At 48.8% G+C, this 16,817-nt stretch carries 13 protein-coding genes; 8 read left to right on the top strand and 5 right to left on the bottom strand.

The window, feature by feature from the left end; genetic code table 11:
* Positions 1–67 precede the first annotated feature (67 nt).
* From BFC17_RS04975 to BFC17_RS04985, 3 genes are all read right to left on the bottom strand, one after another.
* Positions 68–469 (bottom strand): hypothetical protein, encoded by a 402-nt coding sequence (locus tag BFC17_RS04975; protein WP_070175348.1) that lies wholly within the window; start codon positions 467–469, stop codon positions 68–70.
* A 182-nt stretch (positions 470–651) separates the two neighbouring features.
* Positions 652–1,494 carry a DNA ligase gene (locus tag BFC17_RS04980; RefSeq protein ID WP_083271589.1) on the bottom strand — a complete coding sequence of 281 codons (843 nt, stop codon included), beginning with the start codon at positions 1,492–1,494 and terminating at the stop codon, positions 652–654.
* Between the two features lie 69 nt (positions 1,495–1,563).
* Entirely contained in the window at positions 1,564–2,445 is an 882-nt protein-coding gene (locus tag BFC17_RS04985; RefSeq protein WP_070175350.1) for a helix-turn-helix transcriptional regulator, read from the bottom strand.
* A gap of 169 nt (positions 2,446–2,614) precedes the next feature.
* On the opposite strand from BFC17_RS04985, the gene BFC17_RS04990 reads away from it, so the two are divergent.
* The 6 genes from BFC17_RS04990 to BFC17_RS05015 all read left to right on the top strand — a co-directional run bounded on the left by BFC17_RS04990 (position 2,615) and on the right by BFC17_RS05015 (position 12,642).
* A complete protein-coding gene (locus tag BFC17_RS04990; protein WP_070175351.1) occupies positions 2,615–3,508 on the top strand; it encodes a DMT family transporter in 894 nt (297 codons plus the stop codon).
* Between the two features lie 692 nt (positions 3,509–4,200).
* The gene (locus BFC17_RS04995; RefSeq protein ID WP_070175352.1) at positions 4,201–7,170 is read left to right on the top strand and encodes a TonB-dependent receptor domain-containing protein; all 2,970 of its coding nucleotides are present in this window, start codon (positions 4,201–4,203) and stop codon (positions 7,168–7,170) included.
* 171 nt (positions 7,171–7,341) lie between these two features.
* Positions 7,342–8,148 (top strand): Nif3-like dinuclear metal center hexameric protein, encoded by an 807-nt coding sequence (locus BFC17_RS05000; RefSeq protein WP_070175353.1) that lies wholly within the window; start codon positions 7,342–7,344, stop codon positions 8,146–8,148.
* 14 nt (positions 8,149–8,162) lie between these two features.
* Positions 8,163–9,071: a Nif3-like dinuclear metal center hexameric protein gene (locus BFC17_RS05005; protein ID WP_070175354.1), complete on the top strand. Its 909-nt coding sequence runs from the start codon at positions 8,163–8,165 to the stop codon at positions 9,069–9,071.
* A 528-nt stretch (positions 9,072–9,599) separates the two neighbouring features.
* Entirely contained in the window at positions 9,600–10,967 is a 1,368-nt protein-coding gene (locus BFC17_RS05010; RefSeq protein WP_070175355.1) for an alpha/beta hydrolase domain-containing protein, read from the top strand.
* Between the two features lie 13 nt (positions 10,968–10,980).
* Positions 10,981–12,642 (top strand): carboxylesterase/lipase family protein, encoded by a 1,662-nt coding sequence (locus BFC17_RS05015; protein WP_070175356.1) that lies wholly within the window; start codon positions 10,981–10,983, stop codon positions 12,640–12,642.
* Between the two features lie 70 nt (positions 12,643–12,712).
* Here BFC17_RS05015 and BFC17_RS05020 read toward each other — a convergent pair whose 3' ends face one another.
* Both BFC17_RS05020 and BFC17_RS05025 read right to left on the bottom strand, forming a co-directional pair.
* Positions 12,713–14,209 carry a carotenoid oxygenase family protein gene (locus BFC17_RS05020; RefSeq protein ID WP_070175357.1) on the bottom strand — a complete coding sequence of 499 codons (1,497 nt, stop codon included), beginning with the start codon at positions 14,207–14,209 and terminating at the stop codon, positions 12,713–12,715.
* 6 nt (positions 14,210–14,215) lie between these two features.
* Positions 14,216–14,623, bottom strand: a complete 408-nt coding sequence (locus tag BFC17_RS05025; RefSeq protein WP_070175358.1) for a DUF2141 domain-containing protein — start codon at positions 14,621–14,623, stop codon at positions 14,216–14,218.
* Between the two features lie 158 nt (positions 14,624–14,781).
* Here BFC17_RS05025 and BFC17_RS05030 point away from each other — a divergent pair, with 158 nt between their 5' ends.
* Positions 14,782–15,915, top strand: a complete 1,134-nt coding sequence (locus tag BFC17_RS05030; protein ID WP_070175359.1) for a sensor histidine kinase — start codon at positions 14,782–14,784, stop codon at positions 15,913–15,915.
* Positions 15,908–16,537, top strand: a complete 630-nt coding sequence (locus tag BFC17_RS05035; RefSeq protein WP_070175360.1) for a response regulator — start codon at positions 15,908–15,910, stop codon at positions 16,535–16,537. The genes BFC17_RS05030 and BFC17_RS05035 overlap by 8 nt, the downstream gene beginning before the upstream one ends.
* Positions 16,538–16,817 lie beyond the last annotated feature (280 nt).

The raw sequence follows: 16,817 nt of genomic DNA on the forward strand, positions 1-16,817 counted from the left end.
TTGTAATTTTGTTGTGAAGAATGCCTGCCAGCACTTATGTTTACCTGTTAATCGCGCAATAAAGTGGCTATTCGGTATCGAAAAACAGGTGATTCTCACTTTCGTCGAGTAACCATTCAATAGCATCGGCTTCGTTAGCAAAATTACGAATAGGTACATCCAGCCTGACCGCATATTCTTCGATAATATACTGGCGAAAATCCGTGGTGGGATAAATCCGGGCAATTTTGTAACCGCTGGTAATCACGCCAACTTCTTCCACCAATTTTAACAGTGTTGGTGCATCGAAATTCATGCTGCTTTCACGAAAATCAGCAAGCAGTAAAAACGTGGATTTGGTGCAACTAAAGGCTACCAGCCCTAAGTAAAATCGCTTTATATCAGCGGGTTGCATGGTGCCTTTGGCTTTCGCTAAGGCGATAGTATCACTGGCAATAAAATCATAAGAAAATGTTACAGACTCTGACATCGCTGTACCTCAACATTAATTTACGCTTTGCTTGTCCTCCTTTTTAGCTGAAGCAATTTTTCTGAGCATAATTAAAAAAACGATGTTTGCCTAGTCTGAGGAATTTTAATGCTCAGGTTGTGGTCGGTGGTAAATGTAAAGTGCAACGCACCGCATAGAATTAATCAGGCGTTGGTCATGACTTAGTCTGGCCTGTCTTGCGGCGGCCGGCTGTGTAAAAAGCTGGCAAAGCGGGGAATGCCGTTTTGGGTTAGCCCATAGTATTTAAACGGTACCCAGCTTCCTACCGGTGGGGGCGACTGGCGTTGCTTAAGGGTAAAGCCGCTGCCAATTTTAAAGCGCTTACCCATGCGCGATTCTACCAGTATTGCGCCCATTACCTCGCTAAATTTGCCTTTGCCAGGCAGGTGAGCAATGACCTTGGCTTCATCGTCCTGATAACGCTTGGCTTTTAATAAGCCGGATTGACGGCCTGGTTGATAAAGCGCGTGCTTATAATGCAGCATTAGTCCCTCTGCTCCTGCCAGAGAAAGCGTATCCAGCAAATTTTCTAACTCTTGTTGGGTGCTCACCGTAAACTGTTCAATCAGTCTCAGGGTTGGGCTGTTGGTTTGGGCTACCAGTGTTTGCATGGTGATTAGGCGTTGAGCAAAGGTAAGCTGTGGGTCAGGTAAATCAAACAACATCATTTTTACCTCTTGCCAACGGTCGTCCGGCTCACTGCGCAACACTACTGAGGCGGTTTCGGCAAATTTGCCCCTGGCTATCCACAGTTCGCCATCTAACGCGACCTCGGGCCAGCCATTAGTAAACCACTGGGGAGCCACAATGGGGTGGCCGTTGCGGGTAATCAGCTCACTGCCCGTCCAGCGCGCACGAATACCGTCGAGCTTTTCGCTTACCAGATAATCAGCAACATTAATGTTGCCCTGATAAGAGGTAGCCAGTTGCAGGGCGGGAGACTGCGCGCAAGCAACATTGCCCAGCATCAGGATAAGAAGTAAAAGCAGCGTTTGGTTAAACATGGGCAAGCTCCGCGTAAAACCCTGAGTTTACGCAAAGGGGGGAGCCGGTAAACTGAGCTAAAGAAGGGTTTAGGCAGGGCGTTCAGCCAGATAGCGCATGAGGTATTTGGGCGTTACGCCTGTCTGGCGTTTAACTACACGGGAGAGGTGGCTCTGGTCGCTAAACCCTGCTGTGTCGGCAATATCCACCAGTTTGAGGCCCTGGCTCATTAACATCATGACGTGCTGCACCCGGCAGTATTCGATATAGCGATGGACTGAAGTGTAAAAGGTTTGTCTGAAAGCCCGGGCAAAATGAAACTCGCTCAGCGACACTGTCGCCGCTATTTCGGCAATGGTCAGTGGGCGGAATAAATGGGCGTTAATATAATCCTTTACTACTTTTTTGCTGCGCGAGCTCAAACCGCCGGAAACATTAATCCGCTGCGCGGCCTGGTGAGTTTGCATGCTGCAGAGTTCGGCAAATATCTCAACAATCACCTGTTGAATATGCAGGCGCTGAATGTCGTCCTGCCAGTCACCGGGCGTTCCCAGTTTTTGCATGGTTGCGGCTAAGCGGTGGTGTTGCAAAAACGCCAGATCCGGTAGCGAGAACAACAGTGGTTCTAAGTCGAGCTCGCGGGCGATAAATTCACGAAGATGCGTATCGGTAAAATACACATGGGTAAACTCAAAGCGCCCCTTTATCTCCCACACCGACTCCTGTTGTTGCGGAATAATGCAAATGGCATCTTTAAAGCCATGGCGCTGATGCTGGCGGCCATCAAGCCGAAAAGTCTGATCGCCACCATGGGTATAAATAGAAAGCGTATGAACCTCATCGGTGTGATAACTCACGCGGTCCAACTCGTTTTGCCAGGCCGCCAGGCGAATATCTGAAGGCAAGCGCAATTCCCCTCGCAGTGAGGCGTTGGATTGAGAGAGCGTATCGTAGATGGCTTGCTTGTTCATTGCGCTATTATTAACCAGAGATATCTGCTGGCAAAGCGGATTTTGAACCGCCAGGGCGTATCGTTAAAAATAACCGCAGGATTATCCCAAAATAGCAGGAATGTCCCAGCTTTGATGGGGCAAAGCCACTATTCTTGATGCTTATTATTATCCCTGTGAGTTATCCGCTATGACACTTTTTTTGTACATCCTTACCGTTGCCATTTGGGGCACAACCTGGCTGGCTATTTATTTTCAGCTGGGCGATGTGGATATTGTGGTCTCTATTTTTTATCGTTTTGCACTGGCAACGCTTATTCTTATTCCGCTGGTCGTTATCATAGGAAAGGCCCGGTTGGGGAGCCGCCAGGATCAGTTTTATTTTGTGGCGCAGGGGGGATGCCTGTTTTCCCTTAACTTCATCTGCTTTTACTATGCCACGCAATTTATTCCTTCCGGACTGGTGTCGGTGATCTTTTGTCTTGCCACTCTCTATAACGCCGTTAACAGCAGACTGTTTTTTGGAACCCGGGTAGAGCGTTACGTTTGGCTGGCATCATTGTTTGGTATTAGCGGGCTGGCGTTGCTAATGAGCCCGCAAATACACCTCGATGATAGTTGGATCAATACGCTTACCGGCGTTGGAATCGCTGCGCTGGGTACTTTGTTCTTCTCGTTTGGCAATATGATCTCAGTACGCCATGGCAAAGTGGGTATTAAGCCATTGCAAAGCAACATGTGGGCTATGCTTTACGGCACACTTATTCTGCTGGCGATTTGTGTCATCAGTGGTGCTACCTTCCGCCTGGCAACTAATGCCGAGTATTTGTGGAGCCTGTTTTATCTGGCGTTATTTGGTTCGGTAATTGGCTTTACTGCCTACCTGTCACTGGTAATAAGGGTAGGGCCTGGTACTGCTGCATATACAACTGTGCTGTTTCCGGTAGTGGCACTGAGTCTGTCGGCGTTTTTCGAAGGCTATCAGTGGACCAGTGCCAGTTCGGCCGGTTTACTGCTAATCCTGACGGGAAATTATTTAATGATTAACAAAGGCATCAGGATCAAGCGAGCTGTCGCCGCCTGATGGCGTAGTTGTTAACAACACCTGCAACAACACTGAACTGAATAGCGGTTTATAAAAATCTCAAATGATGACCTTTTTGAGCACATTGGTGTATTTTTTAAACGCATTGTCATGAGGCTTTCTTGCCGGATCAAATGAGAAATGGTTGTTGTTACGCCGGATTTTCGATTTGTCTGCGTCGTGAACAGGATAACAAGCCTTTGTGGGTAAACTGGCTGAAACGTTGATTCACAGGGGCTTTGAGCACGATTATGACTTTGCAAAAAACAACGCTGTATTATCGGGAAACACATTTTATTAACATTTGGTGCTAATGCCAGGTTAAATTCCCACCGAACTGATTTTATCTTACCTGCCTAAAAAACAAGTGTTTGGTGATTCCTGGTTGGCAAAAAACAACCTGTCTCTAATGCACGTCTTAATAATGAGTTTTAGTTTAAATATTTATATATCAATGGTTTGTTTTTATATTGCTGTTCTTTTTATCGTGATAATGAACCGAAAAACGCCTTCCCGGGTAAGAGTATCTGGCAAGTTCTGCTTATCCAATAAATGCCTCAATGTTTAAAAATTGTTAATCTTTTGGTTTATTTTTATTGAATTGGCTTACCTATTGCAACAGACCCTCCGACTTTCTACATGGAGCCAACATGCACACTCAAGGCTCTTAAGATTTACCCGAGGAGGGACTGATGAAAAAAATATATAAATACAGCGCGCTTGCTTTTGCCATTGCTCAGGCTACCACTGCTTTCGCTCAGGAAGCAGATTCGGCTGCTGATCAGGCAACCGCTGAATCAGAAGTTGAGTTAATTAACGTAACTGGTTCTCGTATTGCTACTAACGGCGCAGCGGCTCCAACGCCGGTAACGGCTATTTCTCAGGAAGACCTGGCCAATTTAGCGCCCAGCAACATTCCGGATGCATTGAACAAACTGCCTCAGTTTACCGCTTCAACTAACCAGGCATTCGGTGGTACTTTTAACGCCGATTCTCCTCCTCTGGGCAACTATTTTAACCTGCGTGGTTTAGGTGCCGAACGTGTTCTGACCATGTTGAATGGCCAGCGTATTTCGCCAACCTCACAGTCAAATGCGGTTGATGCCAACATTATTCCACAGCTTCTGATCAAACGTGTTGAAGTTGTTACCGGTGGTGCATCTGCTGTATATGGTTCTGATGCGGTATCAGGTGTAGTTAACTTTATTACCGACGATAACTTTGAAGGTATCAAGTTTGACGTCAGCGGCGGTATCTCTGCCGAAGGTGATAACGAAACCTATAAAGCCGCCATTGCGGGTGGTTTTGCTATCAACGATAAAACCAACGTTATTTTGTCGGCCGAATTGTTTGATAACCAGGGTGTTCCAAGTTTATTCGACCGTGATTTTGCTTACGGCCCGGGTCGTCAGGTGGTCAGAGCGGGATCCGGTAATGCTGCCGATCCTTATCGCACAGAAGAGTTCACCTCTGGCTTTATCGGCCTGAGCCGTAACCGCAGCCTTGGCCCGTTTGGTCCTGGTTTTACTCAGGATGGTTTATTAGCTTTCCCTATTCCGCAGTCTGACCTGTCGTCTTTTGGCTTCCCGGAAGATGGTGGTACTTCGATTGCTGGTACGCTGGAAACCGCACGTTTCTTTGGTAAGGTTTCGTTTGATTTAAGCGACACCCTTCGCGGTCATGTAACTGCCATTAACTCAAACTCAGATACGTCATTCAACTCAGTGCCTAACAACACCACCCGCGATAACTACAACCGTGCGATGCGTGTGTTTGGCGATAACCCTTATCTTAATCCGGCTACCCGCACACAGCTGGGACTGGGTGATAACGACCATATCGCGCTGGCTGGTTTATTTAACGACATTGGCGTTGTAACTAACGAAACCACCAACGAATACAACAGCTTCCAGATTGGCTTTGAGGGCGAAATCGGTTACGACTGGACCTGGGAAGTCACCTATAACTGGGGTGAAGCGAAACAGGAAATCGCCTTTAACGAGTTCAAAATGCGTGAAGTCTGGGCGGCGATGGATGCTGTTGTCGATCCATCAACTGGTGAAGTAGTGTGTGGTATCACATTAAGAAACCCAGGGGCCATGGACGACTGTAGTCCTCTTAACGCCATCGGCTATGGTAACTTCAGTCAGGAAGCTCGTGACTTTGTCCGTGCTGACTCTATTAAAACTACCAAAAACACCATGCAGTACCTTAACTTTGCCTTTATCGGTGACGTAATGGACCTGCCGGGTGGTGCATTAACAGTGGCACTGGGTGGTGAGTTCAGAAAACAAGAGCTGGATGTTTACTCTAACGCGGATCCAACGTATTACGTAAACGCTGACGGTTCAAATGACTACCGTGCGTTTGTCGAGGATCACATTGGTATTCGTGGTATTGATGACAGCAGCTTACAAGCAGTAAGTGATTACGAAAATGGCGCGATCACCGAAGGTGAATTACGCGCGGCATTAAACACTGGTACCGTACCAGGCTTCCAGGCACTGCGTTACAGCTCGGTTAACCCAGGTGGCGCGGTTGGTAAACAAGACGTAACCGAGTTCTTCGTTGAGGCGAATGCGCCACTGACTGAAGATTTCACGGTAAATCTGGCTGCTCGTAGCACCGATTACAAAACCAGTGGCCGGGTAACCACCTGGAAAGTAGGTACCAGCTGGCATCCAACTGACAGCGTACGTGTAAGAGCTACTGCGTCTCGTGACATTGCAGCTCCAACGCTAACGCAGCTGTTCGCCAGCCCGGATCCGTTCTTTGGTCAGTTCATCGATACTCACCTTGACGGTACACCAGATGAGCAGAACATCACGCCATTGTATGTACGTAGTGGTAACCAACAGTTAGACCCGGAAGAAGCTGATACCTTGTCTATAGGCATCGTGTTACAGCCAGAAGCGGTACCAGGTCTGACTATGTCTGTTGACTGGTACAGCATCGATATCTCTGGTGCTTTCGGTAACCTTGATGCGGTATCAATGAATGACGAGTGTGAGGCCAGCAATGGTACAGCTTCAGTTTGTAGCTACATTATTCGTCCGCTGCCATTCAGCGACCGCTCACTGGCTAACGCTGCCACTGAGATTCGTTTGAATCCGTTCAACCTGGCGTTACTTGAAACATCAGGTGTTGATATTGAAGTGGGTTATAACTTTGAAGCGCTGGGCGGTAAAATTGATTTACGTGGTTTCTTAAGTCACGTTATCGAGTACAAAACTCAGCAAACTGTTGATGATGCACCAATCGAGCGTCAGGGTTATACCCTGCCTGGTACAGCTGCTACCCCTGGTCTGCCAGAGTGGAAAGGCCTGTTAACTCAGTCTTACAGCAACGGTACTATCTCAGCAACGTTGTCAGAGCGCTTCACCGGCTCTTATAAACTGGGTCTGCCTGGTGATGTATGGGATTCAAATGATCCAAACATCCCTGGCGGTGAAATCGATAACGAAGTGTATGTTGATCTGAACGTGGCGTATGCCTTCGGCGATGACAAACAGTACAGTGCTTTTGTTAACGTGCAAAACCTGACTGATGTTGAGCCGCCGGTAACGCCTGCGTTAGCGCCAAACCTGACAGTTGCTACCGACAAACAAACGTTTGACGTAATTGGCACCATGTTCACCTTCGGTGTACGTGGTAGCTTCTAAGCGCTGTCTGTAGCAATAAAGAGTGTTGTCTTTAGGGGCAACACTCTTTTTTATTTAACCCTACCCGCTTCGGTTTACCTTGATAGCAAGGATATTGTCAGCCAAATTTTTCGCAGTAAACGGAGCTGAGCAGCTTACTAACCGGAGCGCCTGATAAGGAGTGATCTTGCAATGTTAGCATCGCAGGCAATTGCGGCTCTGGAACATGCCCTCGGTGAGCCCGGGCAATACACCTACGAAGGCCTTATATGTGGTGATACCCGCGCAGAAATAACCGGCATTGCGTGCTGTGCCCAACCCTCCATGGCAGTGCTAAAACAATGTGTTGCCCAGGGATGCAATTTACTAATTGCCGATGGTCACCCTTACTATACCTACTCGCCAGAATGGGGCGCTAAAAACGTCCGCGAAATTGTCGATGACTCTGAGGTCGGCAAAGCCAAAACCGCTTATATCGAACAGCATAAGCTGATTATTGTGCGCTTTACTTCTGCTTTTGATAAGCGCTACCCCAATGCCGCTGCTCAAGCACTGGCTAAGGCCTGTGGCTTTACCGATTTACACACTTCTGCGGATAAACCCTTTGTGACCTCGAAGATTCGTCAGCAATCCTTCGATAACCTCGCCAAACTGGTTGCGGTAAATACCGCTACCCGCGGAATGCGGGTGATTGCTAAACCCCAGTTGCAAGTGTCTACGGTCGCCATCAGTACCGGTATGTTATCGCCCGCCGGTATCGCAGCCATGCTGGAAGACCCTGCTGTAGATGCCGTGATCGGCGGTGAAGTGGTGGAATGGGAAGGCGGCCCTTATTTTGAAGATGTGATTGGCTCAGGACGAAAAGCAGGCTTAATGCTTACCGGCTTTGCTTCGTCCCGGGAGCCCATAGCGCAGACGCTGGCTGACTGGGTTAGCGGTGAGCTACAAGGCATAGCTGTCACTGCCCTTCACGACCCTGATCCTATCCATGCGGTATAACAAGGAGAATTACCATGTCTGAAAATACCATGTGGCCAATTAGTCGCCGCCAATTCTTAGTGCAAAGTTTATTAAGCGGGTTACTTCTCACTGCGCCGGGTCTTGCGCAGGCATCACCGGCCCTCACTGCAAGAGACATAGTGGAGCGGATAAAAAAGGCCTGTGCCGAACAAGGCATAAATTGGTCAGATAAATCCATCGATACCTTTAAAGTGGGTAATCCCGATACCGTAGTTACTGGTGTCATCAGTACGTTTAGCGCCACCATTGATGTGATGAGACAAGCGGTGGCTAAAGGTGCCAATTTTATTATTAGTCATGAGCCCATTTTTTATAACCACATGGATGATACTTCGGCGCTTAAGGCGCGTCAGGATCCCGTATATTTAGCTAAGACAGGCTTTGCCGAGGCGAATAATCTGGTTGTTTGGCGCTTTCACGACCATTTTCATCGACTCACGCCCGAGCCGGTCACTACTGTCTTATACAATAGGTTGGGTTGGGACAAATTTCCTTCGCAAGGTCAAGGCTTTAGCCGCAGCTTTGAGCATCCTGAGGTGACTTTAAAAGAGCTGGCAGACATCTTTGCCCGGCAATTTCCTTCTGGCAGTGTTCGATTTGTGGGTGATCCGAGCCAAAAGATCAGTCGTGTCAGTCTCACCAGTCATTCCATTAGCGGCGTAATTAATACCTTTAAACTAAGTGATGCGGGTGTCAGTGCCGAAGTCAGAGAATGGGATAGCGTCGAATACACCAGAGACGCTAATGAACTGGGTCTGAACAAAGGTCTGGTGCTGATTGCTCACGAAAGAGGCGAGCAGTTTGGTATGAAATACATCGTGCCCTGGCTCAGTAGCATCGTGACAGAACTACCGGTGACTTTCATCAATTCGCAGGAGCCATTTCGTACCATCAAAGTATAACCGCTGGCCGGCGTAACAATAAGGTTTCTGGTATTGCAGCATTACAAATTTGCGTTTGTGGCTCATTTGTAAACTTCTTGCTTAACCAGGTTTATGTGTAAGAGTCTTTAATTGTGCGTCCTGCGCTGTGGCAGATTTACTGGCAAAAAAATAGCAATATAAAGGCTACGTCAGCCACGAAAAAGCTGCTTTTAAAAGCCTGTTTTTTACATTTTGTTACTTTTAACCGTCTATTTAAATTGGTTTTTGTGTGGTTTTTACCGAATGTTGGAATAAATACTGCAGCAACGAGTTTCTGAGCGCAAAGCATAAAATGAAAGGCTGTTTGTTTTGTCTGTTACGGGTTGTAATAGTGCGCATTTGAGTTTGCCGTTAACAAAGTGGTAACAATGCGCGCTATTGTTCAATATAATAGGTGCCATACAATTTGGTGCGGGAATGATGACTATGAAAAGACGTGATTTTAATAAATGTGTGCTGTTAGGAATGGCTGCTGCAACAACACCATGTGTTCTTCAGGCGAACACAATGGCTTCTCCAAAAATTACCGGGCCTGTTTCTGGCGGTAAGCGCGGTTATCCTTTTTCGAGCTACATGGGCGACCTGGATAAACGCGGCTACGTTGAAGAAGAATTCTTTATTGAAGGTAAAGCCACTACCTACAAGGTAGATGGCGAGTTAGGCTTTGACGGTAAATGGCAACTGGCTCCTGATTCACAAAAAGACTACCGCACCCGCATTCTGGTGCGCCGCCCTAAAAATGCTGCGGATTTTAATGGTGTAGTGCTGGTTGAATGGTTAAACGTTACCCTTGGTCATGACATCGAAGTCACCGGTGCGATGAGTAATGCGATTTATGATGCAGGCTGTGTGTATGTGATGGCCTCCTGTCAGCGTGTTGGAGTAGTAGGTGCCGGTGATAACAAACAGGGTTTACATCAGTGGGATCCTGAGCGCTACGGTAGCCTGGATATCAGCGGTGATTCTTTATCCTTTGATATTCTTACCCAGGTGGGGCGTGCCGTTGGGCCGAAGCGTGAATTTACCGGTAAGGATCCTCTTAACGGTTTAAAACCGGTCACCATTCTGGCTACCGGTGCGTCGCAGTCTGCGGGTCGTTTACGTGGTTACATAAACGGTGTGCATCCTCTGGTTAATGTATATCACGGCTTCCTGCCAACCATCGATTTTGGCATGAGCTTTGGTTTTGACGATTTTGACCTGTCATCACCTACCGATGGCGCTGCTCGTGTACGGTTTATTCCAACCATTATCCGCTCAGACATTAAAACCCCGGTTATTGTGGTGAATTCTGAAACAGAGTCGTTAATGTACTTCCGCAGTCGTCAACCGGACAGCCGCTATTTCCGCTACTGGGAAGTGGCTGGTGCCTCTCATGCTCCCGCTCCCTACGCTAAAGTGCTGGACGCAATGCGCGAGCGCGATGGCTTAAGTGGCGCTGATCCTAACTATGGTAGTTTTGTGCCATGGCGTCCGGTTTCTGATGTTGCGCTTATCGATCTTATTGCCTGGGCACAAAAAGGCACGTTACCGCCAGAAGCCGATAAAATTGAAGTCGTCATAGGCGAGAAGAAAATGCCCGAAGTTGTTCGTGATGAACTGGGAAATGCTAAAGGTGGCATTCGTCTGCCTGAGATAACAGTACCAACGGCAACTCACACCGCCGCGATTCTTGGTTTTGCTTCGCCACTCGGTTTACGAGGAAAAAGCGAACCCTTTGACAAAGCACAATTACAACAGCTGTATCCAACACGTAAGGATTATGTGACCAAAGTCACCAGCGCCGCCAAACAAGCAGCAAAGCAAGGGTTTATCCTGGAGTCTCAGGTTGAGCGTTATATTGAAAAGGCTCAAAAACAGCCTTTGGGTTTGTGATTAGGAGTACAAAATGACAACCAATAATATCGAAGACAAATCCCGCCGTGCCGTTATAAAAGCGGTTGGTGCCGGGATGCTACTAACAGGAATGAGCGTGCACGCAAAGGCGAAAGGACCCGTGGTTGAAACCCAGTACGGAAAGCTGGAAGGCTTTACCCGTGGCAATGTTAACTGCTTTTATGGGATTCGTTATGGTCAGCCGATTGCCGGTAAAAACCGGTTTAAGCCACCACAACCGGTAAAAGCCTGGTCGGGCGTTAAGAAAGCCGATACCTTTGCCAATTCCTCACCACAGCAGCCTTCATCAGGCGGCGGCAGAACGCCAGTGGGCGTTGCGTTTGCCGACGACCCTTCGGTTTCCCGCGGTGATGATTGTTTAGCACTTAATGTGTGGGCACCTGCCAATGTTAAAGGCAAGCTGTCGGTGATGGTGTGGTTCCATGGCGGTGGCTTTTCTGGCGGCAGTGGTTCATCGCCCCTCACCAATGGCACTAATCTGGCCGGTCGCGGTGATGTGATTGTGGTCACCGTTAATCATCGTTTGGCAGCCTCGGGCTATGTTGATTTTTCACGGGTACTGGGCGGTGATTTCGCTGACTCAGATAACCTGGGAACCAAAGACATGGTGGCCGCCCTTAAATGGGTGAATACCAATATCGAAGCGTTCGGCGGTGATACTGACCGGGTTATGATTTTTGGTGAATCCGGCGGCGGCTGGAAGGTGTCTACCCTGATGGGCGTGCCATCTGCAAAAGGCCTGTTCCAGCGAGCGGCTATTCAAAGTGGCCCGTTGTTAAGCTTTATGAGCCAGGAAGAAGCCGACAAAGTCGCCAACATTATGCTCGAAGAATTAGGGGTAACCAAAGAAACCGCACATAAAATCCATGATATGTCTTTCGAGGATATTGTGGCGGCCGAGAAACGCGCCAGTGCCCGTTTTAGCCGCGCTGCCCCGGGCTTTCCAGCTGGCTTCTGGCCGGTAGTAGATGGCGAATTTATTGTCGATCATGTATTTGACCCGGTAGCCAATGCCTCAGCTAAAGGGGTGTCGTTACTTATTGGCCAGACAGGCACCGAAATGAGCTTGTTTATGATCCCGGATAAGGCCGCATATAACCTTACCGACGAGCAATTGGACGCCCGCGTTACCGCCAAGTTTGGTGAGCAGTATGCGCCAACGGTTTTAAGTAGTTATCGCCAGGCTTTTGCCGGTAAAACACCGTCTTTCCTGTGGTTCAGAATGATCTCTGATGCCGTTATGGGCACTCTGTTAGTGGCCATTGCCGATGCCAAAATGGTCCCTGGCGGTGCGCCGGTGTATACCTACCGGTTTGAGATGGAATCGCCGATTATGGAAGGTAAACTCTACTCACCGCATACCCTGGAAATTCCGTTTGTGTTTGATACCGCAAATGAGGAAGGTAAAGTGATTACCGGCGGCGGTGAAGAGGTGAAAAAGCTGGCGTCGGATATTTCCAGTGCCTGGGTACAGTTTGCTAAAACCGGTAACCCATCGGTTGCTGCGCTGCCAGCCTGGCCTGAATATTCCACTGCTAACCGTGCTACCATGCATCTTGATGTGCAAAGCAAGGCAGGCACCTATATGCCGGTGGATGTGATTCCGATTATGCATGAGCTGGTGTTTAACCAGCGGGTAAACTTTTTCGGCTAAGCCAAAGACCATCACTTGTTCTGAAAAGCTGAGAGTAATTCTCAGCTTTTCTGCTTGTGCGTGGCAAAATTTATATCACCGCGCCATGAAATCCCATTGGCATGTAGTTGTCGAGCTTTACCCAGGCAACCGGACCATCGCTGACATGCTGCGCATTAAACACCATGCAGTAGGTGGCACCTTCCTTAAAATTAAGTGCGGTATTTACCAGATATCCTTCGCCGGGCTTATTGCCGGTTGGAATAAACAGCGGTTCTTCGGTTAAAAAGTCATTTCCCAGCCGGTGCAAATCCAGCACGCCACTCTCGGTATTAAGCGCAGCAATACTGTTGTAATCTGCTCTGCCGGCGGTGTTAGCGGCATACACGCCAAACTGTTGTGCCGTAGGTTTGCCGGTAAAGCGCCCGTCAAACTGCACAAACTCCATCTCGTGATTAGTACTTTGCAATCGCGCGGTGTTAGCCGATAAGTCGATATGAATCTGCGCAGCAGTGCTTCTGTGGTGCTGCTGTGCCTGCTCTGCAATGACGGAATTTACGCCATTGAGCATAACATCAGCATTATTGTACCAGCAGGCGTTAACCACAAGTTGCTGGCCCTGTTGCCAGGCATTACCAAAATGAAATACAAAGCCGCTGTCAAAGGGCACCTGCATCACCGGGGTCAGGGTATTTTTATCAATCACCAATAACTGGCCGGGTTGGTCTTTATGCCATTGCATACTATCGATAAGCGTTTCGGCGCCGTGTTGTTTGGTAATGGGCGGAAAATAGAAAATAAGATGGTTATCGGTCACGGCAAAATCGTGTACGTAACTTGCGGGTGCCGACACCATTTTATACTGCAGAAGTTTACCCTGAGAATTAAGCTGATAAATGACCATCGCTGGCTGACCAAAAAAAGAGAGATCGCCAAAATTCCATATATTGCCAAATCGGTCCGCATGGGGGTGGGCTGAAAAGGGCACGCCATCCAGTGCGTTATCCAGTGAAACCTGGCCTTTGGTCTCCAGCGTGGTTGGGTCAAGATTGTAAGGCATAGCGGCTTCCCACAATGCCCATAAGTCGCCGTTAACCGGGAGTAGTGCAATGTTTGCGGTATTCACGGTTTCTGCACTCTTGGAAGGTCTGGCGTTTTCAATCACCGAACCGGCACCGTTATACAAAAAACGCCCGGCGCGGCTTTCGGCATTAAATTTCTTGGTTCGCACAAAACGCCCTGAATGCGTAACGGCCTGCTTGCCAAAGGCATAGCGATGAACAAAACCGTCACCGTCAAACCAGTGGGTATAGCGCTGGTTACCCAGCACCGCTCGTGCCGGGCCATTTCGGTAAAACTGCCTGCCGACCAGCGCATCAGGTAGTTTGCCCTGCCAGGTAAATTCGCGCGGCGCAATATCTGCCGATAAACCCTCCCATCCGCGCAATATCGGGTTAGCTTTTAACTGGCGTTTAAACTGCTGGTAATAGGATTCGTTGTCGGCAGCCAGGGCATTAAAGCCGGCGCTGCTGACCAGCGCTCCGCAGGCCGCCATGCTCATATTTTTAAGAAAATCGCGACGATCCATGATGTGCTACTCCATGTTAATCGTAATAGACATATCATCTTCGCCAACGGTAAAACGGATGGCATCGAATGACGGCGGACCCATCAGGTGCGGATTAGTGCTAAAGCCATAGGGCTCGGTAGGTATGCCCATCATATTTGAGTTTAAGGTACGGTTAGCGTCGAGATCCTGAAACGCCATAACGCTGTAGTCACCGGCGGGCAAATCGGCCAGCACAGCGGTTTGATTGCTTTTGTATACACGGATAATCTGGCTTTGAAATGCCTGCTTTTGCGTGAAGGCATCGGCAGAATTGTAGGCGGCTATATACAATTCGCCGCGGAGTGAACTGATATCGCTGAACACAATCTCGACGTTTGCTGCAGTGGCACTGATACAGTATAAAGAGGTTAGTGCGGGTAACAGGGTTTTCATGGTAACTCTCCGTAAGTGATGTAAGCTCACTTTACGAAACGCACTCACGGATAACAGGTGCCAAAAGTCATGCATGGTAAAATCATGACTTCTGGCACCTGTCGGACTGCTTCAGGGCAGATACTGTTCAGACCCAGGGAAAATCAGGGCACAACTACATGAAATCCACCGAACGAAATCGTACCTTATTACTGGCCGGCGTGCTGGGCTGGCTGGCCGTTATGCTGATTACCCGCGAACGGGCCGAATTCGCCGGCGCCACGCTGGCCTATTATGGCGGCTTTGGTTTGTTTCTCGGCGGCTTTTTGCTGATCAACCTTAGCGATAGAGTTACCGCTAACCATCGTTTATCTTTGCTGTTAATGCTGGTTCAGGTGTGCGGTTTCTTTGCAGTGTTTATTACCTGCCAGTCAACCGACGCCCTCATCCTGCTGGTGATTTTTGCCGGGCAATTACCCTTTTTTGTGAACCGTCATCAGGCGATCATTACCCTGCTGGCCATTAACGGTATTGCTTTTTTGCTGTACCACGTGGGGTGGAATCAGGGGCTGTCTCCATCGCTTATCGCTATTGCCTTAAACCTGGCATTTCAGTGTTTTTCGCTTACGGTGGCGGATATTGCCGTACGGGAAAGCAAGGCCCGTTTGGCGTTGGAACAGGCGAATGCCGAACTGATGTCCACCCGGGCGTTACTGGAGCAGGCATCGCGCCAGTCTGAGCGGCTGAAGCTGAGCCGTGATCTGCACGATATTTGTGGTCACCAGCTTACCGCTCTGCTACTCAATCTGGAGTTTTTAAGTCAGACGGTGCCCGCAGAAAAACAGTCTGACGTTAATGAAACCAAAGCTATCGCCAAAGATTTGTTGGAACAGATCCGCAGTGTGGTACGGGAAAACAAACAAAGCGCGCAGCTTGACCTGAACGCCGCTATCGATTCTTTGTTCAGCCATTTACCTCAGGTATCGGCCAGGTTTGAACGGCGGTTAAGCGGTCCTTTACAGTCGAGTCATCACGCTGAAGTATTATTACGAATCTGTCAGGAAGCTGTGAGCAACGCTTTGCGCCACGGTAACGGAAAAGATTTGATTATTGCCCTTGAGCAGGATGAAGAATCTCTCACTATGACCGTGAGCAATTCGTTTTCCGGCTCGCCAGCTGCTTCGGACGGCTCGGGCCTGGCCAATATGCGCGAGCGTGCCGCGCAGCTGGATGGTGCTGTCACACTAACCTCAGACCATCAGATTTGGACAGTCACCGTCAGTCTCCCCTACAAGGAACAACAATATGATTAAGGTAGCTATTGCAGATGATCAACTTATGGTCCGTCAGGGTATTGCCAGTTTACTGTCGTTACGCCCGGATATCGTCATTAGCTGGCAGGCCGACAACGGTGAACAGGCGCTGGCCATGCTGGCCCAGCAACCCGTTGATATTCTGCTTACTGATATCCGTATGCCGGTAAAAAACGGCATCGAGACCGTGCAGGCAATGCGCGAGCGTGGCGACGAGACCAAAGTGATTGTGCTGACGACCTTTGATGATCCGGGGTTATTTACCCAGGCTATGGCCGCTGGCGCCAACGGTTTTTTATTAAAGGATGTGGATACCGCTAAGTTGCATGATGCTATTACTACCGTGTATGGCGGCGGTATGCTGGCAGAGCCGGTACTGTTAAATCAACTGAGTCAGGAGCAGCTTTCAACGTTTGCCGATCCGGATATCGAGCCGCTAAGCGAACGCGAACTGGATATTCTGAAACTGATCGCCGGTGGCTATTCCAACAAGGAAATCGCCGACACGGTGTTTCTGGCTGAAGGCACGGTGAAGAATCATGTGTCGAATATTTTGGCCAAATTACATACCCGGGACCGCACCCGCGCGGTATTAAAGGCGCTGAGCGCGCGACTCATTTAAACAATCGCCCTGATATCAGGTTATGCCACCGTAAATTACTCTGTTTGCTTCAATAAATGGAGTACTTTGCGAGGTCGTTGGCCTATTGATGTTGGAGCCATGCCGGCAAACCCGGGCAGAGACGATAGTGCCTATACTATGCACACTCTGTCGTTTTAGCGGTCATAGGGCCTGGCTTAACGAGGTCGTTCAACTAACCTGTATACATCCTGTTAACATCTGCGCGGCAGTCGCCAGGCTGAATTGCTGGCAGTTTGAACCACATTGGCGTGTGTTTTGC

Origin of the sequence: Marisediminitalea lipolytica (assembly GCF_001758465.1) — a bacterium.
GTDB classification, from domain to species: Bacteria; Pseudomonadota; Gammaproteobacteria; order Enterobacterales; family Alteromonadaceae; genus Alteromonas; species Alteromonas lipolytica.

Excerpts from the sequence above, each read along its gene's own strand:
- BFC17_RS04975 (WP_070175348.1), bottom strand. The coding sequence starts at position 469 with ATGTCAGAGTCTGTAACATTTTCTTATGATTTTATTGCCAGTGATACT.
- BFC17_RS04980 (WP_083271589.1), bottom strand. The coding sequence starts at position 1,494 with ATGTTTAACCAAACGCTGCTTTTACTTCTTATCCTGATGCTGGGCAAT.
- BFC17_RS04985 (WP_070175350.1), bottom strand. The coding sequence starts at position 2,445 with ATGAACAAGCAAGCCATCTACGATACGCTCTCTCAATCCAACGCCTCA.
- BFC17_RS04990 (WP_070175351.1), top strand. The coding sequence starts at position 2,615 with ATGACACTTTTTTTGTACATCCTTACCGTTGCCATTTGGGGCACAACC.
- BFC17_RS04995 (WP_070175352.1), top strand. The coding sequence starts at position 4,201 with ATGAAAAAAATATATAAATACAGCGCGCTTGCTTTTGCCATTGCTCAG.
- BFC17_RS05000 (WP_070175353.1), top strand. The coding sequence starts at position 7,342 with ATGTTAGCATCGCAGGCAATTGCGGCTCTGGAACATGCCCTCGGTGAG.
- BFC17_RS05005 (WP_070175354.1), top strand. The coding sequence starts at position 8,163 with ATGTCTGAAAATACCATGTGGCCAATTAGTCGCCGCCAATTCTTAGTG.
- BFC17_RS05010 (WP_070175355.1), top strand. The coding sequence starts at position 9,600 with ATGGCTTCTCCAAAAATTACCGGGCCTGTTTCTGGCGGTAAGCGCGGT.
- BFC17_RS05015 (WP_070175356.1), top strand. The coding sequence starts at position 10,981 with ATGACAACCAATAATATCGAAGACAAATCCCGCCGTGCCGTTATAAAA.
- BFC17_RS05020 (WP_070175357.1), bottom strand. The coding sequence starts at position 14,209 with ATGGATCGTCGCGATTTTCTTAAAAATATGAGCATGGCGGCCTGCGGA.
- BFC17_RS05025 (WP_070175358.1), bottom strand. The coding sequence starts at position 14,623 with ATGAAAACCCTGTTACCCGCACTAACCTCTTTATACTGTATCAGTGCC.
- BFC17_RS05030 (WP_070175359.1), top strand. The coding sequence starts at position 14,782 with ATGAAATCCACCGAACGAAATCGTACCTTATTACTGGCCGGCGTGCTG.
- BFC17_RS05035 (WP_070175360.1), top strand. The coding sequence starts at position 15,908 with ATGATTAAGGTAGCTATTGCAGATGATCAACTTATGGTCCGTCAGGGT.